Annotated in this window: 22 protein-coding genes; 16 read left to right on the forward strand and 6 right to left on the reverse strand. The window is 72.5% G+C overall.

What is annotated here, in order from left to right:
• Nucleotides 1–55: 55 nt before the first annotated feature.
• From BM339_RS37800 to BM339_RS37825, 6 genes are all read left to right on the forward strand, one after another.
• Nucleotides 56–1,060, forward strand: coding sequence for a DUF6282 family protein (locus tag BM339_RS37800; RefSeq protein WP_218163868.1), 1,005 nt, complete (start codon nucleotides 56–58; stop codon nucleotides 1,058–1,060).
• The gene (locus BM339_RS37805; RefSeq protein WP_021596392.1) at nucleotides 1,057–1,821 is read left to right on the forward strand and encodes an ABC transporter ATP-binding protein; all 765 of its coding nucleotides are present in this window, start codon (nucleotides 1,057–1,059) and stop codon (nucleotides 1,819–1,821) included. The genes BM339_RS37800 and BM339_RS37805 overlap by 4 nt, the downstream gene beginning before the upstream one ends.
• Nucleotides 1,818–2,672 (forward strand): ABC transporter permease, encoded by an 855-nt coding sequence (locus tag BM339_RS37810; protein WP_021596393.1) that lies wholly within the window; start codon nucleotides 1,818–1,820, stop codon nucleotides 2,670–2,672. Before BM339_RS37805 ends, BM339_RS37810 begins: the two co-directional genes overlap by 4 nt.
• Entirely contained in the window at nucleotides 2,669–3,700 is a 1,032-nt protein-coding gene (locus tag BM339_RS37815) for an ABC transporter substrate-binding protein (protein ID WP_075023997.1), read from the forward strand. Before BM339_RS37810 ends, BM339_RS37815 begins: the two co-directional genes overlap by 4 nt.
• 81 nt (nucleotides 3,701–3,781) lie before the next feature.
• A complete protein-coding gene (locus BM339_RS37820; RefSeq protein WP_177287880.1) occupies nucleotides 3,782–4,525 on the forward strand; it encodes a leucine-rich repeat domain-containing protein in 744 nt (247 codons plus the stop codon).
• Nucleotides 4,522–6,372, forward strand: a complete 1,851-nt coding sequence (locus BM339_RS37825) for a 2OG-Fe(II) oxygenase (protein ID WP_075023999.1) — start codon at nucleotides 4,522–4,524, stop codon at nucleotides 6,370–6,372. The genes BM339_RS37820 and BM339_RS37825 overlap by 4 nt, the downstream gene beginning before the upstream one ends.
• Here BM339_RS37825 and BM339_RS37830 read toward each other — a convergent pair.
• The 5 genes from BM339_RS37830 to BM339_RS37850 form a co-directional block, all read right to left on the reverse strand.
• Complete coding sequence (locus tag BM339_RS37830) at nucleotides 6,369–8,237, reverse strand: AAA family ATPase (RefSeq protein ID WP_075024000.1); 1,869 nt, start codon at nucleotides 8,235–8,237, stop codon at nucleotides 6,369–6,371. The genes BM339_RS37825 and BM339_RS37830 overlap by 4 nt on opposite strands.
• A 20-nt stretch (nucleotides 8,238–8,257) precedes the next feature.
• A complete protein-coding gene (locus BM339_RS37835) occupies nucleotides 8,258–9,751 on the reverse strand; it encodes a DUF2201 family putative metallopeptidase (RefSeq protein WP_021596398.1) in 1,494 nt (497 codons plus the stop codon).
• 138 nt (nucleotides 9,752–9,889) lie between these two features.
• On the reverse strand, nucleotides 9,890–10,663 hold the full coding sequence (locus tag BM339_RS37840) for an IclR family transcriptional regulator (RefSeq protein ID WP_021596399.1): 774 nt from the start codon (nucleotides 10,661–10,663) through the stop codon (nucleotides 9,890–9,892).
• 48 nt (nucleotides 10,664–10,711) lie between these two features.
• On the reverse strand, nucleotides 10,712–12,352 hold the full coding sequence (locus BM339_RS37845; protein ID WP_075024001.1) for an FAD-dependent oxidoreductase: 1,641 nt from the start codon (nucleotides 12,350–12,352) through the stop codon (nucleotides 10,712–10,714).
• A 45-nt stretch (nucleotides 12,353–12,397) separates the two neighbouring features.
• On the reverse strand, nucleotides 12,398–13,324 hold the full coding sequence (locus BM339_RS37850; protein ID WP_075024002.1) for a cyclase family protein: 927 nt from the start codon (nucleotides 13,322–13,324) through the stop codon (nucleotides 12,398–12,400).
• A 189-nt stretch (nucleotides 13,325–13,513) separates the two neighbouring features.
• Between BM339_RS37850 and BM339_RS37855 the strand changes: the two genes are divergently transcribed.
• From BM339_RS37855 to BM339_RS37890, 8 genes are all read left to right on the forward strand, one after another.
• Nucleotides 13,514–14,380, forward strand: a complete 867-nt coding sequence (locus tag BM339_RS37855) for an isocitrate lyase/PEP mutase family protein (RefSeq protein ID WP_143118761.1) — start codon at nucleotides 13,514–13,516, stop codon at nucleotides 14,378–14,380.
• A 14-nt stretch (nucleotides 14,381–14,394) separates the two neighbouring features.
• Complete coding sequence (locus BM339_RS37860; RefSeq protein WP_021596403.1) at nucleotides 14,395–15,684, forward strand: 3-isopropylmalate dehydratase large subunit; 1,290 nt, start codon at nucleotides 14,395–14,397, stop codon at nucleotides 15,682–15,684.
• Nucleotides 15,681–16,220 carry a LeuD/DmdB family oxidoreductase small subunit gene (locus BM339_RS37865; RefSeq protein WP_021596404.1) on the forward strand — a complete coding sequence of 180 codons (540 nt, stop codon included), beginning with the start codon at nucleotides 15,681–15,683 and terminating at the stop codon, nucleotides 16,218–16,220. The genes BM339_RS37860 and BM339_RS37865 overlap by 4 nt, the downstream gene beginning before the upstream one ends.
• A 1-nt stretch (nucleotide 16,221) precedes the next feature.
• Nucleotides 16,222–17,886 (forward strand): alpha/beta fold hydrolase, encoded by a 1,665-nt coding sequence (locus BM339_RS37870; protein WP_075024004.1) that lies wholly within the window; start codon nucleotides 16,222–16,224, stop codon nucleotides 17,884–17,886.
• Between the two features lie 55 nt (nucleotides 17,887–17,941).
• Nucleotides 17,942–19,120, forward strand: coding sequence for an ABC transporter substrate-binding protein (locus tag BM339_RS37875; protein ID WP_075024005.1), 1,179 nt, complete (start codon nucleotides 17,942–17,944; stop codon nucleotides 19,118–19,120).
• Between the two features lie 20 nt (nucleotides 19,121–19,140).
• Nucleotides 19,141–20,025, forward strand: coding sequence for a branched-chain amino acid ABC transporter permease (locus BM339_RS37880; RefSeq protein ID WP_021599865.1), 885 nt, complete (start codon nucleotides 19,141–19,143; stop codon nucleotides 20,023–20,025).
• 2 nt (nucleotides 20,026–20,027) lie between these two features.
• Nucleotides 20,028–20,924: a branched-chain amino acid ABC transporter permease gene (locus BM339_RS37885; protein WP_021599864.1), complete on the forward strand. Its 897-nt coding sequence runs from the start codon at nucleotides 20,028–20,030 to the stop codon at nucleotides 20,922–20,924.
• A gap of 89 nt (nucleotides 20,925–21,013) precedes the next feature.
• Complete coding sequence (locus BM339_RS37890; protein ID WP_075024006.1) at nucleotides 21,014–21,781, forward strand: ABC transporter ATP-binding protein; 768 nt, start codon at nucleotides 21,014–21,016, stop codon at nucleotides 21,779–21,781.
• Nucleotides 21,782–21,821: 40 nt separating this feature from the next.
• On the opposite strand, the gene BM339_RS37895 is transcribed toward BM339_RS37890, so the two are convergent.
• Nucleotides 21,822–23,054 carry an RNA-guided endonuclease InsQ/TnpB family protein gene (locus BM339_RS37895; RefSeq protein ID WP_075024007.1) on the reverse strand — a complete coding sequence of 411 codons (1,233 nt, stop codon included), beginning with the start codon at nucleotides 23,052–23,054 and terminating at the stop codon, nucleotides 21,822–21,824.
• Between the two features lie 125 nt (nucleotides 23,055–23,179).
• On the opposite strand from BM339_RS37895, the gene BM339_RS37900 reads away from it, so the two are divergent.
• Together BM339_RS37900 and BM339_RS37905 are read left to right on the forward strand one after the other, a co-directional pair.
• Nucleotides 23,180–23,923, forward strand: coding sequence for an ABC transporter ATP-binding protein (locus BM339_RS37900; RefSeq protein ID WP_033330958.1), 744 nt, complete (start codon nucleotides 23,180–23,182; stop codon nucleotides 23,921–23,923).
• Nucleotides 23,920–25,521 (forward strand): AMP-binding protein, encoded by a 1,602-nt coding sequence (locus BM339_RS37905; protein WP_075024008.1) that lies wholly within the window; start codon nucleotides 23,920–23,922, stop codon nucleotides 25,519–25,521. The genes BM339_RS37900 and BM339_RS37905 overlap by 4 nt, the downstream gene beginning before the upstream one ends.
• Nucleotides 25,522–25,596: the final 75 nt, after the last annotated feature.

The following is a 25,596-nucleotide window of genomic DNA, read 5'->3' on the forward strand; positions in this document are numbered from 1 at the left end:
GTCGCCGAAATTGTTAACAATCTCGGCATCAGTCATGGCGACATAAGGGGCAGGGATGACCGACCATCCGAAGCCGTCCGCCCGCGCCCGGGACCTCGTCCGGGGCGGGTACGACGTGCACATCCACGTGGCCCCGGACGTGATGCGGCGCCGCATCGACGACCTCGCGCTCGCACCGAGGTTCGCCGAGGTGGGACTCGGCGGATTCGTGCTGAAGTCGCACTACTTCCCCACCGCGGAGCGCGCCGCCGTGGTCCGCGCCGCCCACCCCGGGTTCGGCGCGGTCGGGGCGATCACGCTCAACGGGTCCGTCGGGGGCATGAACCCCGTCGCGGTCGAGCTGGCCGGGCGCGCCGGCGCGCAGTTCGTCTGGCTGCCGACCGTCGACAGCGCCAACCAGCGCGAATGCACGGCGCACGACCCCGAAGGGGCGCGTCCGCCCATGTGGGCGCAGCTGCAGGACGAGCTGCGCGCCGACGGCATGGCCGCCGACCCCGTGGACGTCGTCGACGCGGGCGGGAAGGTCAACGACGCCACCCGGCAGGTGCTCCGGGTGATCGCCAAGCACGACATGACGCTCGCCACCGGCCACCTCAGCACCGCCGAGATCGGCACCGTCGTGGACGCCGCCGTCGAGGAGGGCGTGCGGCGCATCGTCGTCACCCACCCCGAGTTCACCTCCCAGCGGGTCGGCGTCGAGCGGCAGCGGGACCTCGCCGCCAAGGGCGCCCTGATGGAGCGCTGCTTCACCACCCCTTACACCGGCAAGGTCTCCTGGGACGTCTGGGTGGAGAACATCAGGGCCGTCGGGCCGGAGCACTCCGTCCTGTCCAGCGACCTCGGCCAGCCGTTCAACCCGCCTGTGGAGGACGGGCTGGCGCTCATGGCGGACCGGCTCCTCGCCGAGGGATTCACCGAGGAGGAGGTGCGGACCATGGCGGTCCGCAACACCCGCCGACTGGCCGGCGCCGACAAGAGCGATGTCTCCCGAGGGGGGACGACCCCCCACACCCCCCGGGGCGCCTCCGGCGCCGATGATGCCGAGGAGGCCCGGCGATGACCGAGGTCCTGAAGATCAAGAATCTGAGCAAGCAGTTCGTCAAGGACGATCGGGGGATCGTCGCGCTCCGCGACTTCAGCCTGGACGTCGCCGAGGGCGGCTTCGTCAGCGTGCTCGGCCGCAGCGGCTGCGGCAAGTCCACCATCCTCAACCTGCTCGCCGGGCTCATCCCGCCCACCTCCGGCGAGGTGCTGTACCGCGAGAAGCCGGTGTCCCGGCCGCGCGTCGAGGTCGGCTACCTGACGCAGTCCGACACGCTGATGCCCTGGCGGGACGTCCGGCGCAACATCGAGATGCCGATGGAGTTGCGGAAGGTGCCCGCCCGCGAGCGCCGGAAGCGGGCCGAGGAGCTGATCGAGCGCGTCGGCCTCCGCGGGTTCGAGAAGCACTACCCGCGCGAGCTGTCCGGCGGCATGCGGCGGCGGGTCAGCCTCGCCCGGATGCTCGTCGGCGACCCCGAGACCCTGCTGATGGACGAGCCGTTCGGCGCCCTCGACGCCCAGCTGCGCTCCGACCTGCAGAAGGAGCTGCTCCGGCTCTGGCAGGGCAGCGGCCAGACCGTGGTGTTCGTGACGCACGACATCGAGGAGGCCCTGCTGCTCGGGGACCGGGTGGTCGTGCTCGGCCGCCTCGGCCGCATCGTGCTGGACGAGGAGATCGGCCTGCCCCGGCCGCGCGACCCCGACGAGATGCGGGTCGACGCCCGCTTCGTCGCCCTGCACCGCAAGCTGACCGACGCCCTGAGGGAGGGAGCGCGATGAGCGCGGAGACCAAGCCCGTCCCGGACGTCGACAACGGCGGGGCACCCGAAACCGTCCCGATCGAACGCGGATTCATGGGCAAGTACGGCGGCACGGCCGGCGTGTGGGCCGCCCGGGTCGTCCTCGTGGTGGCGGTGCTGCTCATCTGGCAGTGGGCGGCGGACCGGTGGTTCGACGTCATCTTCACCAGCAGGCCGTCGGAGATCTGGGAGCGCCTCGTCGAATGGCACGAGGACGGCGTCCTGTGGTCCAACACCTGGGTCACCATCCAGGAGATCGCCTACGGGTTCGCGCTGGGCGCGGCGCTCGGCGTGGTGATCGGCTTCGTGCTGGCGTCCGCGAGCGTGCTCTACCGGGTGCTCGACCCGTTCATCATGGCGCTGTACTCGATCCCGAAGGTGGCGCTGGCCCCGCTGTTCATCGTCTGGTTCGGCATCGGCATGAACATGAAGGTGTTCCTCGCCGCCGCGACCGTCTTCTTCCTGGTGTTCCTCAACACCGTCGCGGGCGTCCGGGAGGTGGACCGGGGGCTGATCGACGCGGTCCGGCTGATGGGCGGCGGGCGGGCGCACGTGCTGCTCAAGGTCGTGCTGCCCGGCTCGATGACCGGCGTTCTCACCGGCCTGAAGGTCGCCATCCCGTACGCGCTGATCGGCGCGGTGATCGGTGAGCTGGTGGCGTCCAACCGCGGCCTCGGCTACCTGATCAACGACGCCGCCGCGCAGTTCGACACCGCCGGGGTGTTCGCCACGCTGGTCGTGCTGAGCGTGATCGCCGCCGTGCTGAACCTGCTCGTCGGGCTGCTCGACCGCAGGCTGAGCCGCTGGAAGCCGCTGGAGGCCCGCCGATGACGCGCGCCCCGGTCAGGCGCCTCACCGCGGCGCTGCTCGCCCTCGTCCTGGTGGCCACCGGGTGCGCCAAGCGCACGTCCACCACCCCGCCGGGAGTGCTGAACGTCGGCCAGATCAGCAACTCGATCGCGTTCTTCCCGCTGTACGTCGCCGAGCAGAAGCGCTACTTCGAGCAGGAGGGCGTGCGGCTCGGCGACCGCCCGCGGCTCGGCACCGGCGCCAAGGTGGCGGCGGCGCTCAAGTCCGGCGGGATCGACGTCGGCGCGGGCGTCCTCACCGACGCCCTCAACCTGCGCCGCATCGACGACGGGACGCGCCTGGTCGGCGACCTCGTCGACCGGTACTACGTCGACGTCATCGTGAGCCCGGACTTCCCGGGCGCGCCCGCGTCCGCCCCGCTGGACGACCGGATCCGCGCCCTGCGCGGCAAGAAGATCGGCATCACCGGCCCCGGCAGCGGCACCGAGGCGCTCATCACCTACCTTTTCCAGCGGGTCGGGATGCGGTCCGACCGGGACGCCGAGCTGGTCAACCTCGGCGCCAAGGCCACCTCCGCCATAGGCGCGCTGAAGACCGGCCGGGTGGACGCCCTGTCGTTCTTCCAGCCGATCGCGCAGCAGGCCAAGGCCGCGGGCGCCGGGTCGCTCTACATCTCCCCGGTCCGCGGCGACATCCCCGGCTTCCAGAACACCACGCACGGCGTCGTCTTCACCACCCAGCGCCTCATCGACAAGAAGCGCAAGGAGATCGCGGCCTTCCAGCGCGCCCTCGCCCGAGCGCAGCGCGACATCCACGACCACCCCGAGGAGATCCCCGCCCTGCTGGCCGGCTACCTGAAGGGCACCGACCCCAAGGCCCTCGCCGAGCTGCCCCCGATCATCCAGCGGGAGATCCCCCCGCAGATCGGCTTCACCCGCGCCTCGTTCGACTCGGCCATCCAGTTCCACCGCAGCACCGGCCTGGTCAAGCGCCTCCCGACCTACGAGGAGGTCGTCCCGCCGAATCTGCGGATCTCGGCGAACTCCTGAGCGGGTCCGGCCCGCGCGCGGCGCGGGCCGGACCGTCCATTCGCGCCCCGGGTGTCGGTGGTCGCACCTAGGATGCGCCGAATGGAGGCAGCTGATCTTGAACGGCCGCCGGCGGGGGTGACCGTCCTGCGGCATCGCGGCGGGGCCGCCGCGAAGGTCGCCGTCGAATGGTCGGACGCGGCGCCGGTGCTGATCGGCCGGGCCCTGCGCGTACCGTCGGTCACGGCGCTGCGGATCACGGCGCCGGAGGGCGGGGAGGACGACCACCTGTACTGGGAGGACGACCGCGACGAGGACGGCGAGCCGACCCCCGCCACGACCGTCGAGACGGGCGCGCTCGCGACGCTCGACCTCGGCGGGCTCACCGAGCTCGACCTGTCGTACCTGCGCATCGGCGCGCTCGGCGCGAAGACGCTCGCGGTGTCGGCCTACCTGCGCGCCGAGGCCGCCGACCTCGGGACCGCCGCCGGCGGCCACCCGCTGGAGACGCTCGACCTGCGGTACTGCGGCATCGGCAACACCGGGCTGGCGGCCCTCGCCTCGGCCCCCCTCTTCAACGGGGTCCGCCGCCTGCGCCTCCAGAACAACGTGATCACCGAGAAGGGGATGCCCGCGCTGCACCGTTTCACCGGCCTGACCGACCTCGACCTGCGCTACAACGAGATCGGCGTGGACGGCGTGCGGGCCTTGCTCGCGGCGCCGTTCGTCCCGTCCCTCACGCGGCTTCTCCTGTACCGCTCGGACGTCGGGGACGAAGGTGCGGCGCTGCTCGCGCAGGCACCCCAGCTCCCACCCGCACTGCGCAGCTTCTGGAGAAGCGTATGAGCCTTGAACTCCGCGACCGGTTCTTCGCGCTGTCGACCGGCGACGCCCCCGCCGGCGAGGTCGCCGAATACCGCGCGCTGGTCGACGCGACCGACGCCGAACCCGCCGCGACCGTGGACGGGCTCGCCGTTTCCTGGCATCCGACGGCGCGGTTCAAGCAGGTGCGTTTCGTCGACGCGGAACGCATCGACGGCGAGGCCCGGGACCTGTTCGCCCGTCCCATCGAGGCCATGCCGGACCTCGCCGCCGTCTTCGCCGACCCGCGCGAACTCTCGTTCCGGACGTTCGAGAACATCCTCCCGCTCGACCGCCTTTTCTCGGACGTCCCGCTTGACTTCGAACTCACCGGGTGCGACGAGTTCGCGAAGGATGCGTACACGCTCTCGCTCCGGCTCCCGGCGCCCACCAGGTCGCTACTGGAAAGCCTCGATGAGCTGAACCTCTACGTCCCGCCGCTCAACGCCTCATCCCGAGGCGGTGAACGCTTCATCTTCCATTCGGGGCTGCTCGCCGAGGCGCTCACCGAAGCGGTGCGCGAGGCGATGCCTGACTCGCTGCTCGACGGTTTCTCGCACGTGAACCCCGTCTTCCGCTGCAACCGTTTCGAGCCCGGCGACGCCAACTTCCATCCCCACCTCGACACGCCCTACTACGACGCGGGGCGGAATCACGTCTCCCGCTACACCGTGCTGCTCTACCTCACCGGAGGCGAGGGAGAACCCGCCCTCGACCTCGCGGAAGGCGGCGCGCTCACCGCGATCGAGCCCTTCACCTGCGTGGTCTTCGACCAGCGGTACGAGCACGAGGGCGCGCCCTACCGCGACGGCCGCAAAGTGTTCCTGCGCACCGAACTCGTCTTCACCGGCGACGGCCTCAAGCACGACCCGGAGATCGGCGCGCTGTTCGCCAAGGCCTGTTACTGGACGGGCGAGAGCGTCTTCGCACCCGAACTCGCCCGCCACGCCGACACCTACTACAACAGGGTCGCCGCCGCGCATTGGAACGGCCTGACGCCCGCGTCCGGGAGAGAGCCGTTCGTCCACAAGAACTTCCGCGGCGTGCACTACGTCGCGAACGGCCACGACTTCTGGTTCGAGGCGAAGGACGGGCTCTCCCCGGCCGAATGCGCCGCCATCGCGCTCCTGGACTACTTCAACTGCAAGATAGGTGACGCCGCGTTCCGCACGCTGTGCGACGCGGAGGTGATCGAGGCCGACGGCACGGACTGGATCCCGGCGTTCCTCACGGGCAAGAGCGGCGAGTCGCCGGTCGTGCCGTTCGACAAGTCCATGCTCTTTCCCGAGCCCGAGGACGCCGACACCGGAGACCTGCCCGACTGCGCCTGCGCGATCTGCAGCGGTGACGTCATCGGCCCCCATTTCGACACCACGCGCAACGCCGACATCATCGAGCACTACGCCCGCGCCCAGGAAGCCGCCAAGGCCGACGTCATGCCCGCGCCGATCCTGATGCTCGGCGAGGACGTGCTCCTCGACCCGGACATGTTCGTCGTCGAGGGAAACCGCATCCACGTCCTCGGCAAGCGGTCGCCGGCGCCGGTGAACTTCGCCGCCTGCCAGGGCGGTCCGCCCTTTCCCTCGGCCGACACCTGGATCGCCACCGCGGTCGCCGTCGACGCGGCGCACTTCCTCGTCCCGCCGATCCTGTTCGCCGAGGCCGACGGCTGCCGGCACCTGAAGTTCGACTTCTTCCGCAACACCTGGACGGTCGGCCACGAGCGGTCCACCGTGCCCGTCCCGATGATCCGCCAGTTCGACCCCGACGCGGACATCGACGAGGACTGGGAGGACGACGAGGACGAGGACTACGACGAGGACGACGACTAGGACGGCTCGGCCATCTTGGCGAGGGCGTCCACCCAGAAGCGCTGCCGCTCCGGGGTCTGCCCGACCAGGTACGTGGCCCGCAGCTTCGGCGGCAGGTACCGCAGCAGGCTCGCCACGACGTCGAGGTGCCGTTCGAGCTGCGACACCTCGGCGTTGGAGAACACCTGGTGCACCAGGTCGGTGTCGTCGGTGCCCTCGGCGGACGCCTCGGCCGCGGCGGCGAGCCGGGCCTCCCAGCTCGCGCGGTTGCGGGCGAGCTCGGCCAGGCCGATCTGGGGGCGGCCGGCCAGCCGCGCCTCCAGCGCGGACAGCGGCACCGGGGCGTACTCGCCGTCACCGAGATAGATCAGGCCCGGCTCCAGCGGCATGCCCGCCTCGTGCAGCTTGATCAGCCGCTCCAGGGTGCGCTTGGTGATCCAGTCGCGGCCCTCGTCGTCGATGTCGTTCTTCCACCACTCCAGGACCGTCTCGGCCGTGTCCCCGTACGTCGAGATGAGCCACTCGTTGGCGGGGATGTCGTCCGGGAGCACCTCGTAGCTGATCGTGAACCGGCTCGCCTGCGCCACGTTGTTGCTCGCGACCAGCATCTTGCGGCCCAGGTAGTACGGCGGGTTCTGCAGCGCCACCTGCGCGCGCAGGTTCGGGATGCGGCGCCCGGCGAGCGTCCACTCCTGCGTGACCTCCATCAGCTTGGCGAAGGTCGCCTTGTCCTTCGGCCGGTTGTACTCGTCCCAGACGAGCACCTTGGGCTCGGGGTCGAGCAGCGACCGGGCGAGCATCGCGGTCAGCGAGCCGTCCGGGGCGGGCACCGGCACGCACAGGTCCTCGACGTTGGTCACCGGCAGCGAGAAGTAGACGGGGTCGCGGCCCGTCTCCTCCCGGGCGATCTGCTTGGTGATCTCCGTCTTGCCGCAGCCGGGCGGGCCCTGCAGCAGCACCGCCCAGCGGTGGGTCATCGCGGCCCGCAGGATGCGGCGGACCGGGTCTGTGACGGTCGCGGGATTGCGCGCCCCGACCGCCGCGGCGATGGCGTCCAGCACGTCCGCCGTCCGGTCGCGGCCCGGCTCGCCGTCCTTGCCCTCCTCGGTCAGCGCCAGCCGGGCGCCGTTCAGCAGCGGCAGCCCCCAGGCGAGCGGGAACCCGGCGCGGGCGCAGTGCAGGACGTGCTCCAGGGTGCGCGGGGAGAGCAGGTACCGCAGGCGCGGGCTCAGCGAGGCCCACTCCCGGAACACCTCCCGCAGATCCCACTCGGGGAACCGCGCGGCGAGCGCCTGCCGCCACGCGGTGTCGTTCGGCGTCAGGCGGATCGTGACCATCCGGTCGAGGATCGCCAGGTCGGAACGCCGGACGCTGGTCTCGGCCAGCGACTCGTTGTCGGTGAGGAACACGCCGACGCAGCCGAGCTCGCGCAGGTCGTACTCGCCCAGCGTCCAGTTGCAGGCGATCTGCATCAGCTGCGACTGGACGGTGCTGCCCGCCTGGAGCGAGTCGTCGATGAGGAGGACGAACGGCTTGCCGGGGACGAGCTGGCGCATGACGAGCTGGCGGAGCACCAGCTCGCCGCTGTCGTCGTCGCGGACCGGGGCGTTGACCAGCAGGTCGTCCGGGGTGAGGTTCGCCGCGGGGATGACGACGAGGGTCGTGCCGGGGAACCGCTTCGGGATGTACGACACGAACGTGGACGTCTTGCCGATGCCGTGCTCGCCGAAGATCTGCCCGGTCTGGCCGGTCGCCACCATGGCGTCGATGAACTTCTCGAGCTTGGCGGTCGGGCCGTCGTCCGGGGGCTGCGGGTAGGTGGCGTTGCGCCTCCACCAGCGGCGGCCCGCCCTGTGCTTCGCCTTGGACGGCTCCGTCGCGGTCATCGCTGCTGTCTCCTCGCTCCTCATCCGGGCGTGACGCGGTGGCAGGCCATCGGGGGATCGTGCCGGTCCGGCCAGTCGTCGCCGCCGTCGGTGATGAGCCAGATCCACCGGTCGGGGTCGGCGGGGGTGACGGCGGGCGCGCACCCGTCGGTCACCATGATGATCGCATCGGGCTCGGCGTCCAACCGCTTTCCGTTCACCTCGGCCCGGCCCTCGGCGTAGTCGACGACGTTCTGGAAGTTGGTGCCGCCGCCACCGACCACCCGCTCGCCCGGCACGAACGGCGTCACCACCCCGTCGAAGCCGAGCCAGTGGCTCTCCACCCCGTCGGTCTGCCCGACCAGGGTGGTGAGCCACTCGACCACGGCGTCCGGCATCGACCCGGACGTGTCGAACGCGATGAGCACGACCTTCGTCCGCTCGGGCCCGCGCCGGGTCAGCATCGGATCGTGGCCCAGGGCCAGCAGGATCGCGCCGTGCTTCTTCGGGTAGATCAGCCGGTCGCTCTCGCTCAGCTTCGAGGCGAGCACGTCGACCAGCCACCGCTGCCACCAGTCGACGCGGCGGGTCGCCGGGGTGGTGCCGCGCAGCCTGTCCAGGCCGAGGTCGCCCCAGAGGCGGGACAGCCGCTCCCCGCCGTCGGCCGTCCGGTCGGCCAGGTCGAGCAGCTCGGCGCGCGCCGCCGGGTCGCCCCGGAGGGCGGCCTGCATCACCTGGTGCAGCACCTCGCCGCCCAGCCGTTCCACGGTCTCGGGATCCAGCGGCACCGCGTCGCCCGCGTGACCGTCCAGGTGGATGCAGAACCCCGGCGCGGATTCGTCGAACGCCCTCATCCGCCGCAACTCGCCGTAGACGGTGAGGTCGGTGTGGATGAAGTCCTCGTAGGGCAGCGGGGACAGGCCCTGCTGCCGCAGGTCTTCCTGGTACGCCTCGTAGACCTCGGCGGGATCGACGCCGACCGGCTTCCGTCCGTCCTCGTGTCCGTCCTCGCCTTCGTCCGACGGGACCGTGGGCAGGCCTGACCACCGCAGCCGCTCCAGGGCGACGTGGTTGATGGCCACCTCGGCGGCGAGTGTGAACGCCGGGTCGGACCGCAGGTCCTCGTCCACGTGCAGGTGGCGGTGCATCAGGTGGCGGGCCTCGTGGAACAGGACGAACTTGACGCCGTCGAAGTCCAGGTCCATGAAGAAGCGGGGGTTGTAGAGCAGGGCGCGGGAGCCGTCGCCGAACGCCACGACCGCGGCGGTGGGGATCAGCGTCGTCGGGATGTGGTGGTGGCACTTGGCGTACAGCCAGGACGCCACCGTGCTCTGCCCGACGCCGAAGTCCAGGAGCGCGGACTCCTTGCGCCGCCGGGCCTGCTCCACCAGTTCCGGGTCGGCCGGCTCCTCCGCGAGCAGCCGGTGCAGGTCCGGCAGGCGGGGCGCGGGGCGGCGCCGGCGGCGGCCCGGCCGGACCGGCCCGCCGCCCGCCGGGTGGTGGTCACCCGCGCCGGTGCCTCCGGTGGCGTTCATCGGTGCCCCCTCCGATGTACGGGACCCGTGCGGGGAGCGTCCCGGGAGTCCCGCGGTGCCTGCTGACCGCTGGCACGATAGCGGGTCGATCCGCCGGAACGCCCCCGAAATAACCGGCGGCCGGCGGGCCCGGCGGGGTCAGTGGCCGAGGCGGGCCGACAGGTCGCGGGCGCCCGCGGTGACCTCCTGGATGATCTCCAGGAGGCGGCTGCCGCGGAAGCCGGCGTTCACGCCGCCGAGGCTGAGGGTGGCGGCGATGTCGCCCTGCGCGTCGAAGACGGGCGCGGCGACGGCGCCGACGCCGTAGAGGTAGTCCTCCTCGCTGATGGCGTAGCCGTCGCGGATGACCTTCTCCAGGCGGTCGGTGAGCGCGGGCACGTCGGTCACCGTGTGGGACGTGTACTGGTCGAGCCCGGTGGAGAGCCAGTGTTCCCGCAACTCGCGCGAGTAGGCGAGGATGACGACCGGCCCGGCGGCGGCGTGGTAGGGCAGGACGGTCCCGACTCCCACGGTGTTGACGCTGACCGGGTTGTTGCCCTGGAGCATGTCGACGCAGATCGCGCCCTCCTCGCCCGGGATCATCAGGTACGCGGTGTCGCCGAACCGGTCGGCCAGCCGGCGCAGGAACGGGGCCGCCTCGTCGCGCAGGCTGAGCTCGGCGAGCGCGACGGCGCCGACCCGGAACGGGCGCATGGTGAGCCGGTAGGTGGCGCCGTCGCCGCGGGTCAGCCAGCCGGCCCGGATCAGCGTGGCCGCCAGCCGGTGCACCGTGGTCTTGTTCATCCCGGTGGCCGCGGTCAGGTCGGTCAGGGTCAGGGTCGGCCGCTCCCGGGTGAAGCACTCCATGAGCTGGCAGGCCTTGAGGACCGAGATCACCAGGTTCTTGGGGTCCACGTCCTCGTCGGGGGTCATCGGACCGCTCCCGGCAGAGGTTCCGTATTCCGGTACATGTTCCGGATCCTATCGGCTCGTCGGTGGCCGCGCGTCCAGTGCGTGCGAGGCGGCGGCGTAGGCGTAGGTGTGGTTGCGCGCGTTGGCGAGGCCGGTGACATACCCCTTGAGCTCCCTCGTCGCCGCGGCGTTGCCGGTGGCGTACAGGCCCGGCACCGCGTGGCCGTCGCGGCGCAGCACCCGCCCGTCCGCGTCGATCCACAGCCCGAGGGTGCCCATGCCGAACCCGACGATCGACAGCGGCAGAGCGTAGTACGGCGGCGTGGCGAGCGGGCCGAGGTTCGGGTTGGGAGCATGGGCCGGGTCGCCGTAGGCCCGCCGGACGAACGGCAGCGTGCCGCGGCCGAACTCGGGGTCCTCGCCGCGCGCCGCGCCGGCGTTGAACTGGGCGACGGTCACGACCAGGCCGTCCGGGTCGATGCCGGCGGCCTCGGCCAGTTCCCGCGGGGAATCGGCGCGGACGAACGTGTCCGGCCACGCGTCGCCGGGGGAGTACGGCCCCAGCCGGTAGCGGCGGCGGAACTCGTCGTCGGCGAGGAACCAGGACGGGTGGTTGGCCCACCGCTTGTTCCGGCCGTCGTAGCGCCGGATCGCGCCGATGAGCGCGCCGTAGTAGCTCTCGTCGCCGAACCGCCGCCCCTCCCGGTTGACGATCATCGAGTGCGGCAGCCCGAGGTGCTCCAGCAGGGGCCGGCACAGCGGGACGTCGCCGCCGGGGTGCGTCTCGCCGGGGAAGTGGTGGCCGACGCTGAAGAACGGGTCGGCGCCCCGGACCATGGCCGCGCCCGCCCGCTGGGCCAGCAGCAGGCTGTCGCCGTCCACGACGGGCGGCGCCGACTCGACGAGCGCGGGGACGTCCTCCAGCTCGGCGCCGTCCGGTGCCCCGCCGTAGCCGCCGGCGGCGATGAGCACGCCGCGCCGGGCCCGCACCGTCACGGGGCCCTCCGGTCCTTGCAGGACGGTGCCGGTGACGGCGTCGCCGTCCACGAGCAGCGCGGTGGCGCGGTGGTGCAGGAGGCAGGGGACGCCGCGCTCGGTCAGCGCGGCCCGGACGAAGGCGCCCGACAGCCCGGAGCCGTGGGTGAGCAGGTCGCGCTGGGCGCCCTCCCGCCGCAGCCGCTCCCGCACGGCCGGGTCGAGGACGCGCTCGGAGTACAGGTCGTCGCGGGCCACGCCCGTCTCGTAGTAAGGGCTCGGCCGCAGCCGGTCGCGCCACGGGCCGAGGCTCGCGCCCGGGACGGCGCATTCGAGCAGCCGCCCCTCCTCCGTCGAGCCGGGGGCCGGGTGGTAGAGGTCCGGGCAGTTCCGGATCACCTCGAACGGGACGCCGGCCTCGCGGTACCAGGCGGTCGCCTCGACGGCGCGGCGCAGGTAGGCGCGGCGGGCCTCGCGGTCGACCGGGCGGCCCTCTCCCTGGACGTGGTCGAGGTAGGACTCCGTCGCGGCGAGCGTGTCGAGGGGCGCGAGCGTGTCAGGGGCCAGGCCGTTCGCGCCGACCCAGACGAATCCGCCGCTGTAGGCGGCGACCCCGCCGACCATGCCGGAGCGTTCCGCGACGAGGACGTCGGCGCCGAGGTCGTGCGCCCGGACGGCGGCGGCCAGCCCGCCGAGCCCGCCGCCGATGCACAGGAAGTCGACGGCACGGTCCATGGATGTTCCTCCTCTAGGGGACGGACGGCGCGCTGGGGAAGGGCCTCACAGCACGGCGACGGGTGTGATGGGCGAGCCCGTCCCGCCGGGGACGGCCAGCGGGGCGAGCGTGAGCATGAAGGCGGTGCGGTCCTCGGCGGCGAGCGCCTCGGCCAGCTCGTCCAGCGCCATGCTGTGGACGAGGTGGACGCCCAGGTAGACGAGCGCGAGCACGTGCACCGGCAGGCGGCACTCGGCGACCGGCACGGGGAAGGCGTCGCCGGGCCCGTCGGTGCCGACCACGGCGGCGTCCCTCTCCTGGACGAATCGCAGCGCGTCGGGATGCAGCCCGGACAGCCGCCCGTAGCGGTCGCCCTCCTCGCCCTCCTCGCGCGGCGCGGGCGCGCTCCAGCGGCCGGTGCGGACGAGCAGCGCGTCGCCCGGTTCGAGGCCGGGCGCCGCCGCGGCCAGGTCGTCGTAGCCGACCGCGGTCCCGGCCGGGAGGTGGTCCACGCCGTGCAGCCGGGGGACGTCGGCGAGGACGGCCCGGGTCACGACCGGCGCGGCGGAGGTGATGTCGCAGCCGGCGACCCCTTCGGGCCCGGCGATCTCGGCGAACTCCCGGCCGCCGTAGCCGCGGCCCCGATGGGCGATGTGGCTGAGCGCGTCCATGTGGGTGATCTCCAGGCCGTGGCACTCGGAGCTGACCCGGTCGCTGGCCGCCTGCACGTCCCCGCCGGCGTTGGAGCCCCACCAGGTGATCATCCGGTGCTCGAAGGCGGTGTCGCCCGCCTGCGGGTAGTAGGCCGGCGTCCCGGTGCGGAACGGGCGGGCGAGGGACAAGGCCCGGCCGCTGCGGACGGTCGCCGCGGCGGCGCGGACGCGGTCGGGCCCGGCGAGGTTCAGCGTCCCGCGCTCGTCCCCGTGGCCCCAGCGCCCCCAGTTGGCCGTGATGCCCGGCCAGAAGGTCTCCATCATGTCCTCCATCCGCATCTACTGGAAGATATTCCGGATTGCGAACTCGCGTTGGCGTAGGGCGGCGCAACCCCCTACTGTCCGGATGTACGGCCTTGACCAGCAACTCTTCCAGAGAATCCGGCGCCTGGGAACCCGTTGACAACCGCGCCGAATCGAACTTATCGTCAGCTCCCGGAATCTATTCCGTATTCCGGAAGGATGAAGATGACAGCGCAGTGCCTCCGTGAACTGATGGCCGAGGACGTCGTCTACGCCCCCGGCGTGTGGGACGGCCTCACCGCGCGTCTCGCCGACCAGGCCGGCTTCTCCGCCCTCTGCGCCTCCGGGTTCGCGATCTCCGCGGCGCTCGGCCTGCCCGACGCGGAGCTGTACACGATGTCGGAGAACCTCGACGCGGTCCGCCGCATCGTCGAGGCCAGCGACCTGCCGGTGATCGCCGACATCGACACCGGCTACGGCAACGCCGTCAACGCCGCCCGCACCGCCCGCAAGTTCGCCGACGCGGGCGTCGCCGCGGTGTTCATGGAGGACCAGGAGGCGCCCAAGCGCTGCCCGATCTGCGTCGGGGACCCGGTGCCGGTGATCGGCGCCGACGAGGCGGCCGGCAAGATCCGCGCGATCCGGGACGCGGCCGGCGACCGGCTGGTGGTGATCGCCCGCACCGACACCGCCGGGGAGGAGGCGATGGACCGGGCCGCCGCCTACGCCGCCGCAGGCGCCGAAATGATCATGCCGGTGACCAAGACGTTCTCCTCGGTGGACGAGTGGGCCGAGTGCCGCCGCCGCGCCGGTGTCCCGCTGATGGCCACGCTCACCGCGTCCACCTGGGTCGAGCGCGACCTGTCGCCGGACGTGCTGCGCGAGGTCGGCGTCCGGCTGGCGCTGCTGCCGACGCAGATCCTGCTGTCGGCGACCGGCGCGATGCGCGAGACGCTGCGCCGGCTGCGCTCCGGCGAGCCGCCCGCGCGGGTCAGCGCGGACGCGCTCCCGCACATGGACTTCGTGAAGCTGATCGGCTTCCCCGAGGTGGAGCGGGCGCAGGAGAAGTACCTGCCCGCGGCCCAGGTCTGAGGGGGATCGTACCGATGACCCCCGCAGGCGCCGCCCGTCCCGCCCGGACGATCACCGAGAAGATCCTGGCCCGCGCGGCCGGCCTCGGCGACGTCCGGGCCGGAGAGAACCACCCCTTCCGGCCGGACTACATGGTCGCCTACGACTTCCCCGGCTACACCGACCTGATGTTCAAGCAGATGCACGACGACTTCGGCATCACCGAGGTCGACGACCCCGAGCGCTACCTGGTCTTCATCGACCACATGCTGTCCAAGGGCGACGGCCGGGAGAAGGAGGTGCACGACGTCACCCGGCGGTGGGGCGAGTTCTACGGCATCACCGTCCACGAGGGCCGCGGCATCGGCCACCAGGTGGCGGCGGAGATGGGGTACGCGCTGCCCGGCTCGTTCCTCATCCACTTCGACGGGCACATCAGCGGCCTCGGCGCGTTCGGCGCGCTCGGCTGGGGCGTGCGCCGCGACCTGCTGGAGGCCTGGGTCAGCGGGCAGATCTTCCTGGACGTGCCCGCCTCCACCCGCTTCGAGCTGACCGGGTCGTTCGCGCCCGGGGTCGACAACCGCGACCTCATCCACGAGATCATCGCCCGGGTCGGCGCGGACGGCTGCGCCCACCAGGTCATGGAGTTCACCGGGCCCGGCGCCGCCGCGATGAGCATCGGGCGCCGCCAGGGCCTGTGCGGGATGGCCATGTTCACCGGCGCCGTCTCCGCCATCTTCAACCCCGACGACCTGGCGCTGGAGTACGCGAACCGGGTCGCCCGTACCGAGTTCGAGCCGCTCTACAGCGACGCGGGCGCGCAGTACACCGCGACCCACGCCATCGACCTCGACGAGCTCCGGCCGCGGGTCGTCCTGCCCGGGTCCGCGCGGGCGGCCAACACCATCGGCGTGGACGAGGCCGCGGGGACGTCCATCACCAGGGCGTTCATCGGGTCGTGCGCGAGCGGCCGGATCGAGGACATCCGGGCCGCCGCCGAGGTGCTGCGGGGCCGCCGGGTCGCGCCGGGCGTGCAGCTCAACGTGGTGCCGACCTCGCAGACGATCCACCGGCAGGCCGAGGAGGAGGGGCTGCTCGACGTCCTGCGCGAGGCCGGCGCCGACGTCGCCATCTCCAGCTGCGACTTCTGCTTCGGGTACGCGCGGCCGCTCCAGGAGGGCGAGAACTGCATCTCCACGGGGGTGCTGAACATCTCCGGCCGGATGGGCAGCACCGCCGCCGACATCTACATGGGCTCGGCCTACACCGTCGCGGCCAGCGCGGTGGCCGGGCGCATCGCAGACCCGCGGGAGGTGACCTCATGAGCGGCATGGAGTCCGTTCTGCCGGACGTGCTGCGCGGACGCGTCGCCTGGATCTTCGGCGACGACTTCGACGTCGACCTGATCATCGGCGTGGAGAACATCAAGTACTACGACGCGGACAAGCTTCGCTCGGTCTGTATGAAGGCGTACGAACCCGACTTCGCGGACAAGGTCCGGCCAGGCGACGTCGTGGTCGGCGGGCGCAACTTCGGCTACGGCCACCCCCACTACCCGCCGCTGGTCGCGCTGCGGAACCTCGGCATCAGCGCCGTCCTCGCCGAGTCGTTCTCCCCGGGGTTCTGGCGCGGCGAGACCTACAACGGGATGCCGCTCGTGGCAGTCCCGGGCATCGCCTCGGCCGTGCGCCGCTTCGACGCCGTCGAGGTCGACTGGCGGCGGGCCGAGGTCCGGCTGCCGGACGGCACCGAGCTGCGCGGCGACCCGCCCAGCGACCGGGTGGTCAAGGTGCTGGAGGCCGGCGGGAACCTGAACCTGCTGCTGCGCGAGCACGGCCGCCGGCCCTCCGCGGTGACCTGACATGAGGGGCAGCCACGTCGACACGGGCCACGGGCAGATCCGGGTGTGGCTCACCGCCGATCGCCCGGGGGTCCTGGTGCTCCCGGGGATCCGCTGGTCGGGACGGCCGCTCGCCGAGGAGATCGTGCTCGGCGCCCCCGAGCGCCCCGTCGCGGTCGCCGACCTCCCCGGCGTCGGCGGGTCGGCGCCCGCCGCGGCGGCCGGCCCCGGCCCGGCCGCGGACGCGCTCGCCGAGGTCGCGGGGGCCCTCGGCGTCCACACCGTGGTCGGCCTGGACATGAGCTGCGACCTGGCCGCCGCCGTCGCCGGACGGGCGGAGGGCTGCCGGGAGCTCGTGCAGGTCGACCGCGGCCACCTGGCCGCCGCCCGGGAGCTGCCGCCGCCCGACGTCGCGCCGCGTCCGGACGGCACCCACCTGGCCGCGCTGTGGCAGCTGGTCCGGGACGCGCACCTCTTCCCGCCCGGCGCGCCGCGGTCCGCGGTGCCCGGACGGGCCGAGCTGCCCGGCCCGTCCGCCCTGGACCGGACGGTCGTCGCGTTCGCCGAGCACCCGGAGCACTTCGCCGCGCTGTGGCAGACCTGGTGCCGCGCGTCCGAGGACCCCTTCGCCGGGACGCTGCCGGTGACGCACGCCGTCAACGCCGACGGCCACGGCCCGACGCCGGTGCGGCGGTGGCTGGACAGGCTCTCCCGCGCCCACGGGCGCGCGCCGGCCGCCGCCCCTCCCGCGCCCGGACGCCGGATGCTGCCGCTCGCCGGTGAGTCATCGATCGAGAACGGGCCGGTCGGGACGGCGCTCGCCGGGCGGGGCACCCGGATCCGGCGCGAGTTCGTGGAGACCAGCGTGGGGCAGGTCCACGTCCGGGCCGCCGGAGACCCGGACGCGCCGCCCCTGGTGGCGCTGCACTCGGCGCCGGGCTCCGCCGGGCTGCTCGAACCGCTGATGCGCGGGCTGGCCGCGGACTTCCACGTCCTCGCGCCCGACTACCCGGGCAACGGGGAGTCCGACAAGCCCTGGCGGGACGAACCCGGCATCGACCGGTTCGCGGACGTGATCGCCGAGGTCGCCGACCGCCGCGCCGCCGGACCCGTCCACCTCTGGGGCACCCACACCGGGGCGCTGATCGCGCTCGAACTGTGCCTGCGCCGCCCCGGCCTGGTGCGCCGCGCCGTCCTGGAGGCGCCGCCGCTGCTGCCGCCGGACTTCACCGCCGACATCCTGGAGCACTACCTGCCGCCGCTGCGCGCGGACCGGTTCGGGTCCCACCTGGCCCGGGCCTGGGGGATGCGGCGCGACATGTTCCTGTTCTGGCCGTGGTACCGGGACCGCACCGCCGCCGACCGCCCGCTGCGCGTCCCGCGCGCCCGCGAACTGCACGACTGGACGGTCGGGCTGCTGCAGAGCGGACCGACCTACCACCTCGGCTACGCCGCCGCGTTCCGCTACCCCACGCGGGAGCGGCTGCCCAAGCTCACGGTCCCGGCACTGATCTGCGCGGGACCGGACGACATGTTGGCCGACAACCTCCCGGCCCTGCGCGCCGCGGCGCCGGGCGGCGTCACCCTCGCCGAGATGCCCGCGACCTGCTGGTACCCAGACCAGGATCCCGCCGCCGTGGCCGAGACCGTGCGGCGTTACCGGGACTTCCTCGGCGCCCCCTCCTGACGGCCCACCCAATCGGATCCGTCCCCGGATCGGATTCCTTCTCTGAGGAGACGCAATGGCACGACGAATCGCCCGCAGCGGCCGGCCGGCCACGACGGCCGCGGCCATGGCCGCCGTCCTGGCCGCGGCGGCGTGCAACGGCGCCGCGCAGAACGACGGCGAAGTCAAGATCGGCTTCATCACCGCGCTGACCGGCCCCGTCGCCTTCGCCGGCCAGACCTTCGCCAACGGCACCGAGCTGGCCGTCGAGCAGCTCAACCAGGAGGGCTACCTCGGCCAGGGACGAAAGATCAAGCTGGTGAAGAAGGAGGGCGCCGAGAAGCCCGCGCAGGCCGTCGACCAGGCCAAGCAGCTCACCGCCGACCAGGACGTCGTCGGCGCCATCTGCTGCATCCTGTCGCCGGTCGCCGGGGCGGTGAAGCCCATCACCTCGGCGTCCAAGCTGCCGCTGGACATCTACGGCGCCACCGACGAGGGACTCCAGGACCCGCCCTACGTCGTCCGCACCACCACCATGCCGCAGGACGCCAACCGCGCCCTCGCGCAGAAGGTGGCGCAGGAGGCCAAGCCCGCGTCGGTCGCCTACGCGGTGACGCAGGACAACTCCGGCTGGGTCTCCCAGCTCAAGAGCTTCCAGCAGGGCTTCGCCGGGACGCCCGTCAAGGACCTCGGGACGGTCAACACCCTCGCCGCGCAGACCGACTTCAGCGGCGCGGCCGGGCAGCTCATGGCCAAGAACCCCGAGGCGATCGTCATCGCGGCGCTCCAGCAGTCGTCCATCTCGCTCATCAAGGCGCTGAAGAGCCGCGGCTACAAGGGCCTCATCGTCACGGCCGAGACGATCGGCAGCCCCGGCGCGTTCAAGGCCGCGGGCGCGACCCTCGCGGACGTCCCCTTCCCGGTGTACTTCTACGCGGGGAAGGCGTCCCCGGCGGGCCAGAAGTTCGCGCAGAGCTACAAGGCGAAGTACGGCACCGACCCCGACTCCTACGCCGCCCAGGGCTACATGGCCGGCTACACGATGGCGACCGCCGTGAAGAACGCCGGCAAGGAGGTCACCCGGGAGAGCGTGACCAAGGCCCTGTCCGGCATCAAGCAGATCGACGGCACCATCTACGGCTCGGTCCAGTTCCAGGACGGCCAGCTGCGCGCCCCGAACAGCATCGTCCACATCACGTGGACCAAGGACGGGCGGCTGGCCGAGTGGAAGCCGTCCGGCACCGGATCGGCGTGACGGGACAGGTGATCTGACCGATGCTGTTCGTCCAGCAGCTCGTCAACGGGATCGCGCTCGGCGCCGTGTACGCGCTGTTCGCGGTCGGGTTCGGCGTGGTGTTCTCCACGATGCGGATCCTGAACCTCGCGCAGGGCGTGTACGCCACGTGGGGCGCGCTCACCGCCTACTGGGCGGTCGCGAACCTCGGGCTGCCGTTCGCGGTGGCCTGCCTGGCGGGGACGGCGGCCGGCGCGCTCGCGGCGGTCGCCGTCGACCAGGTGGCCTTCCAGCCGCTGCGCTCGCGCGGCGGGGAGCAGCTCCTCGGCACCATCATCACCAGCGTGGCGCTGTGGATCTCGCTGCGGGAGGCCGCCAGCCTCGCCACCGGTGCCGCGCCGCTCGGCTTCCCGCCCGGCACGGTGCCGGACGGCCTGCTGCAGGTCGGCGGCGTCCGGGTGCTCACGTCCCAGCTCATCGCCATCGTGTGCGCGGTCGCGGTGACCGCGGCGATCCACCTGATCCTGCACCGCACCCGGCTCGGCTCGGCGATCCGCGCGGTCGGGCACGACCGCGGCGCCGCGATGCTCGGCGGCGTGGACCCCCGGGTCGCGATCCTCACCGCGGCGGCGCTGGCCGGCGCGGCGACCGGGCTCGCCGGGGTGCTGTACGCCGACAACCAGACGTTCACGTTCGCCCTCGGCGACGGGCTGCTGCTCCAGGGCTTCGCCGCGGTCGTCATCGGCGGCATGGGCGACGTGCGCGGCGCCGCCCTCGGCGGGCTCCTCATCGGCGTCGTCCAGGTGATGTCGGCGCAGTACATCTCCAACTCCTTCCAGGACGCGATCACGTTCGGCCTCCTGCTGGTCGTCCTGGTCGCCCGCCCGCGCGGCCTGTTCCGCACCGTCGAACTCGGAAGGGCCTAGCCATGGGGCAACAACTCACGCTGCTGACCAGCGCGACCGGGTTCGCGCTCGTCGGCGCGCTGCTCGCGCTGAGCACGTACGTGACGCTGTGGGCGGGGCTGCTCAGCTTCGCCACGGTGAGCTTCGCCGCGGTGGGCGCCTTCACCGCGACGCACCTGATGGCCTCGGAGGGCCTCGGGCTGTGGCCGGCGCTCGCCGCCGGGGGGCTCGGAGGCGGCGTGCTCGCCGCGGTCGCGGGCCTGCTGCTGATCCGGCTGGCCGACCACTGGCTGGCCCTGGCGACCGTCGCGCTGATCCTGGTGACCCGAGTGATCGTGGTGAACGCCGGGGATCTCACCGGAGGGTCGATGGGCGAGGTCGTGCCGGTCGAGGTGCACCTGTGGCAGTGCGTGCTCGTCCTCGGGCTGGCGTGCCTGTTCCTCGCCCGGCTCGCCCGGTCCCGGTTCGGCACCGCCGCGGTCGCCACCCGCGAGGACCCGACGGCCGCCAAGACCATGGGAGTCCCGGTGCGCCGGATCCAGGTGGCGGCGTTCGTGATCAGCGGCGTCCTCGGCGGGCTCGGCGGCGTCCTGCAGGCCGGCCTGCTGCGCTACATCGACCCCGACACCTTCTACATCGACCTCGCGGTGACCGTCATCGCGTGCGTCGTCCTCGGCGGCGCCTACCACTGGTTCGGGTCCGTCATCGGCGCGGTGGTGTTCACCGGGCTGCCGGTGTACGTCAACCAGTTCATCGGGCAGGGCCAGTCGATCATCAACGGGATCCTGCTGCTGGTCATCATGATCTGGGTGCCCGGCGGCCTGATCGACCCGCTGCGCTGGCGGCGGCTGCGCGAGCGCCGCCGCGCCACCACGCCCGCACCCGAGGCTCCGCGCGAGGTTGCGGAGGCGCGCTCATGACCGAACGCAGCGAGCGCAGCGAGCGGAGTGAGGGCATGACGCGGCTTTTGCCGGGGGGTGTGGGGGGTCGCCCCCCACAGGGAGAGGGCATGACCGAACGTAGCGACGCGCTCGTCGTGGACGGGCTGGCCAAGCGGTTCGGCGGGCTGAGCGTGCTCGGCTCCGTCGCGCTCACCGTGCCGAGCGGCACCATCTTCGGGATCGCCGGGCCGAACGGCGCCGGAAAGACGACCCTGCTCAACATCATCAGCGGGCTGCTGCCCGCGGACGGCGGCTCGATCAGGCTGTTCGGCGAGCCGTGCCACCACCTGAACGCCACCGCGCTCGCCCGGCTCGGCATCGCCCGCACGTTCCAGAACATCCGGCTCCTGCGCGGGCTCACCGTCGTCGAGCAGGTCATGGCGGGCGCCTACCGGAACCGGCGCGTCGGCAGCGTCCGCGGCCTCGCCGGGACGCCCGGGGCCCGCGCCGAGCTGCGCGACGTCCGGGAGCGGGCGCTCGCGTGCCTCGGCTCGGTCGGCCTGCGCGGCACCGCCGACCGGCTGGCCGAGACCCTGCCGTACGGCGACCAGCGGCGGCTGGAGATCGCCCGCGCGCTGGTGTCCCGGCCGCGGCTGCTGCTGCTGGACGAGCCGACCGCCGGCATGAACGCGGCCGACTGGACGGGCATCGGCGAGCTGGTGTCCGGGCTCCGCGGGGACGGCACGACGGTCGTCGTCGTGGAGCACAACATGCGCATGATCGAGACGGTCTGCGACCAGGTCGCGGTGCTGGCCTCGGGCGAGGTCATCGCCTGCGACGAGCCCGTCCGCTGCCTGCGCCGCCCGGACGTCCGCAGAGCGTATTTCGGCAATTGACGTCCTCCCCCGCCTGAAATCGGGGGATTCTAACCCGTTCCTACACAGGCAGGAGGTCAGGTTGAGGTTCACGGTTCGTGGCCCCGCCCGGTGGCTGGAGGGCTCCCCGCGCTGCCACCGTGCGTCCCACGGCGGTGTCCTTGATGGCGGTGTCTCGGATGGCGGTGTCTTTGATGTTGCGTGCGGCGTTGACGTCGGAGTTGGCCCGGTGCCCACAGGCCACGCATCTGAACACCGCTTGGCTCTCGCGGTTCTCCGGTGCGCGGTGCCCGCAGGCATGGCAGGTCTGCGACGTGTAACGCGGGTTGATCTTGATGACGCGGCCAGGTGCCTTGTGCTGCAGCCGCTGGACCAGCACACCCCAGCCGTTGGCGAGGATGGCCCGGTTCAGCCCGGCCTTGGCACGGACACCGGTGCCGGGGGCATCGATGGTGCCGCGTGCGGACCGGGTCATAGCGGCAACGTTGAGGTCTTCGACGGCGATCACATCGAACCCTGCGGCGAGGCGAGTGGTGGTCTTCTCGACCCAGTCGCGGCGCCGGTCGGCCTCGCGCGCCTTGATGCGGGCGATGGCGGCTTTGAGGCGGGCGCGGCGGCCGGAGCCGCGCTTCGCGCGGGCCAGCTTGCGCTGGAGTCGCCGCAGCCGTTCGGCCTCCCGGTCGGTCAGGGCCGGAGCGTGCAGGAGTTCGCCGGTGGACAGTGCCGCCGACACCGTCACACCTCGGTCCACCCCGACCGCGTTACCGTTGCCCGGTGCCGGTACCGGGCCGGGGATCGCGGCGAACGCCACATGCCAGCGTCCGGCACGGTCGCGCTTGACCCGGAACGATTTCACCCCGTCGGGGACGGGCCGCGACCAGCGAAATCGCACCCACCCCACTTTCGGCACCCGCACTTCACCGATCCGGCGGGACAGGCGCCGCACATCCCAGTGCAGCCCGCGTTTTCCGACGATCCGAAACCCCTCGTGCACTCCGGCCTTGCGCCATGTCGGCCGCTGGTGCGTGTGAGCGAAGAAGTTCGCCATGGCCTGGGCGAAGTCCTTGAGGGCTTGCTGCTGAACCGTCTGCGAACCAGCGCGCAGCCATTCACACTCGGCGCGGGCCTCGGTGAGCTGACGGCACTGCGCCGCGAACGAAGGCGCCGGACCGCGCCGCGGTGTCCACCACGAATTCTGCTCAACAGCCAGATTCCATACGAACCGGGCGTGCCCGCAATGCCACAGCAACCCCACCTCCTGAGCAGGGGTCGGACACATTCGGTATCGGGACATGCAACCGACCGTAACGACTGCCACCGACAAAACCAGGAGACCACCGTGCCGCATCGTTGTGCGCTTCCTGCCCGCCCTCAAGGACGGAACATCCACGCTGTAGATATCAAGTGAAGGGACCCACCATGCTTACGGTCGAGTCACTTGAGGTGACGTACGGGTCGGTGCGCGCCGTGGCGAAGCTCGACATCGCCCTCGGCAAGGGGCGGGCCACCGCGCTGCTCGGCGCGAACGGCGCGGGCAAGTCGAGCACGATGCGGGCGATCGGCGGGCTGCTGCGCCCGTCCGGCGGGCGGGTCGTCTTCGACGGGGAGGACATCACCGGGATGCCCGCGCACAAGGTCGCGCGCCGCGGACTCGCGCTCGTCCCCGAGGGGCGGATGGTCGTCGGCTGCCTGACCGTCCAGGAGAACCTCGCCCTGTCGGCCTACGCCCGCGGCCGGCGCCGCACGGCCCTGGCCGACGACGTGTACGACCTGTTCCCGAGGCTGGCCGAGCGGCGCGGGCAGACGGCGGCGCTGATGTCGGGCGGCGAGCAGCAGATGCTGGCCATCGGCCGCGCGCTGATGACCGCGCCGTCGCTGCTGCTGCTCGACGAGCCGTCCATGGGCCTGTCGCCCGCGCTGGTCGAGACGGTCTTCTCGGCGATCTCGCAGATCCGGTCCGCCGGGATGACGATGCTGCTCGTCGAGCAGAACGCCGCCCTGGCCTTCCCGATGGCCGACCACGCCTGCCTCATCCAGCGCGGCGCCATCGTCGCCGAGGGAACCCCCGCCGAGCTGGAGAAGGACCCGGCGACCATCGCCCGCCACCTGGGCATCGACGAGGAGCCGGGCCGCGAGCCGGCGTCGAAGGGGGCCGCGTCGTGACGCGCTGGCGCAGCCTCTACGGCGAGGGCGTGCCCGGTGAGATCGAGGTCGAGGGCGGCAGTGTGGTCGAGCTGTTCCGGCGCCGCGCCGCGGAACGCCCGGACGCCCCCCAGCTCCACTACTTCGGAGCGACCCTCGACCGCGCCGGGACCGACCGCCTCAGCGACGCGCTGGCGGCCGGCCTGCAGAAGCGCGGCGTCGGCTCCGGCGACCGGGTCGCGGTCTCGCTGCAGAACACCCCCGTCTGCGTGCTCGCGGTGCTCGCCGCCTGGAAGCTCGGCGCGACGGTCGTCCCGGTCAACCCGATGTACAAGGAACGGGAGCTGGCCCACCTGCTCGCGGACTCCGGCGCCCGCGTCCTCATCGCCCACCCGGACGCCCGCGCCGCCATCGAGGCGCTCGCGTCCGGGCCCGAGCACGTCCTCTACTCGGCCGGAGGCGCGCTGGCCGGCGACGCGACCGGTCCCTGGCCGGACGAGGCCGCCGACGATATCCTGCCCCTGCTGGAAGCCGGAGGCGCACCGCGGGCCGCCGTCGCCCCGGGGCCGGACGACCCGGCGCTGCTCAGCTACACGTCCGGGACGACCGGCCCCGCCAAGGGCGCGGTCAACATCCACCGCAACCTCGCCTACCAGGTCGCCGCGTGCCGCACCTGGATCGGCCTCGGCGACGGCGACGCGATCCTCACCATTGCCCCGCTGTTCCACATCACCGGGCTGGCCATGCACCTCGCGCTCGGCCTCGGCGGCGGGCTGCCGCTCGTGCTGACCTACCGGTTCGACGCCGCCACGACGTCCGCCCTGGTGGAGCGGCACCGTCCCACGTTCACCATCGGCTCCATCACCGCGTTCATCGCGTTCCTCAACGACCCGGCCACCCGCGACCGCGGCCTCGCATCCCTGACGAAGGTGCTGAGCGGCGGCGCGCCCGTCCCGGCCGCGACGGTCCGGGCCTTCGCCGACGCCTTCAGCGTCTACATCCACAACGCCTACGGGCTGACCGAGACGACGTCGGCCGCGGTCGCCGTCCCGCTCGGCGCGACCGCCCCGGTGGACGAGACGTCCGGCGCCCTCGCGATCGGCGTGCCCTTCCCGAGCGCGCACGTCGAGATCCGCGACGAGAAGGGCGGGCCGCTCCCGCCCGGCGAGATCGGCGAGCTGGCGATCACCGGTCCGCAGGTCGCCGCCGGCTACTGGCGCAACCCCGAGCAGACCCGCGCCTCCTTCCCGGCCGGCACCCTGCTCACCGGGGACGCCGGCTTCATGGACGAGGCGGGCTGGATCTACCTCGTCGACCGCAAAAAGGACATGATCGTCGCCTCCGGCTTCAAGATCTGGCCCCGCGAGGTCGAGGACGTCCTGTACGAGCACCCGTCGGTCCGCGAGGCGGCGGTGGTCGGCGCCCCCGACCCCTACCGCGGCGAGACCGTGCACGCCTTCGTCAGCCTCCGCCCCGGCACCGCCGCCACGCCGGACGACCTGCGCACCTTCTGCCGCGACCGCCTGGCCGCCTACAAGACCCCGGCCCAAGTAGAGATCAAGCACGACCTCCCCAAGAGCGTCACCGGCAAAATCCTCCGCCGCCAACTCCGCACGTAGTTGCGAGAGGCTGTTAGCAGCTTGTACTAAGGCTTGGAGAAAGTGGCCGGGACTCATTGACACGGGTCTCATTGC

It is taken from the genome of Actinomadura madurae (assembly GCF_900115095.1).
Taxonomy (GTDB): domain Bacteria; phylum Actinomycetota; class Actinomycetes; order Streptosporangiales; family Streptosporangiaceae; genus Spirillospora; species Spirillospora madurae.

Bases quoted from the DNA above. Each gene is read 5' to 3' on its own strand.
- BM339_RS37800 (WP_218163868.1), top strand. From the start codon at position 56: ATGACCGACCATCCGAAGCCGTCCGCCCGCGCCCGGGACCTCGTCCGG.
- BM339_RS37805 (WP_021596392.1), top strand. From the start codon at position 1,057: ATGACCGAGGTCCTGAAGATCAAGAATCTGAGCAAGCAGTTCGTCAAG.
- BM339_RS37810 (WP_021596393.1), top strand. From the start codon at position 1,818: ATGAGCGCGGAGACCAAGCCCGTCCCGGACGTCGACAACGGCGGGGCA.
- BM339_RS37815 (WP_075023997.1), top strand. From the start codon at position 2,669: ATGACGCGCGCCCCGGTCAGGCGCCTCACCGCGGCGCTGCTCGCCCTC.
- BM339_RS37820 (WP_177287880.1), top strand. From the start codon at position 3,782: ATGGAGGCAGCTGATCTTGAACGGCCGCCGGCGGGGGTGACCGTCCTG.
- BM339_RS37825 (WP_075023999.1), top strand. From the start codon at position 4,522: ATGAGCCTTGAACTCCGCGACCGGTTCTTCGCGCTGTCGACCGGCGAC.
- BM339_RS37830 (WP_075024000.1), bottom strand. From the start codon at position 8,237: ATGACCGCGACGGAGCCGTCCAAGGCGAAGCACAGGGCGGGCCGCCGC.
- BM339_RS37835 (WP_021596398.1), bottom strand. From the start codon at position 9,751: ATGAACGCCACCGGAGGCACCGGCGCGGGTGACCACCACCCGGCGGGC.
- BM339_RS37840 (WP_021596399.1), bottom strand. From the start codon at position 10,663: ATGACCCCCGACGAGGACGTGGACCCCAAGAACCTGGTGATCTCGGTC.
- BM339_RS37845 (WP_075024001.1), bottom strand. From the start codon at position 12,352: ATGGACCGTGCCGTCGACTTCCTGTGCATCGGCGGCGGGCTCGGCGGG.
- BM339_RS37850 (WP_075024002.1), bottom strand. From the start codon at position 13,324: ATGCGGATGGAGGACATGATGGAGACCTTCTGGCCGGGCATCACGGCC.
- BM339_RS37855 (WP_143118761.1), top strand. From the start codon at position 13,514: ATGACAGCGCAGTGCCTCCGTGAACTGATGGCCGAGGACGTCGTCTAC.
- BM339_RS37860 (WP_021596403.1), top strand. From the start codon at position 14,395: ATGACCCCCGCAGGCGCCGCCCGTCCCGCCCGGACGATCACCGAGAAG.
- BM339_RS37865 (WP_021596404.1), top strand. From the start codon at position 15,681: ATGAGCGGCATGGAGTCCGTTCTGCCGGACGTGCTGCGCGGACGCGTC.
- BM339_RS37870 (WP_075024004.1), top strand. From the start codon at position 16,222: ATGAGGGGCAGCCACGTCGACACGGGCCACGGGCAGATCCGGGTGTGG.
- BM339_RS37875 (WP_075024005.1), top strand. From the start codon at position 17,942: ATGGCACGACGAATCGCCCGCAGCGGCCGGCCGGCCACGACGGCCGCG.
- BM339_RS37880 (WP_021599865.1), top strand. From the start codon at position 19,141: ATGCTGTTCGTCCAGCAGCTCGTCAACGGGATCGCGCTCGGCGCCGTG.
- BM339_RS37885 (WP_021599864.1), top strand. From the start codon at position 20,028: ATGGGGCAACAACTCACGCTGCTGACCAGCGCGACCGGGTTCGCGCTC.
- BM339_RS37890 (WP_075024006.1), top strand. From the start codon at position 21,014: ATGACCGAACGTAGCGACGCGCTCGTCGTGGACGGGCTGGCCAAGCGG.
- BM339_RS37895 (WP_075024007.1), bottom strand. From the start codon at position 23,054: ATGTCCCGATACCGAATGTGTCCGACCCCTGCTCAGGAGGTGGGGTTG.
- BM339_RS37900 (WP_033330958.1), top strand. From the start codon at position 23,180: ATGCTTACGGTCGAGTCACTTGAGGTGACGTACGGGTCGGTGCGCGCC.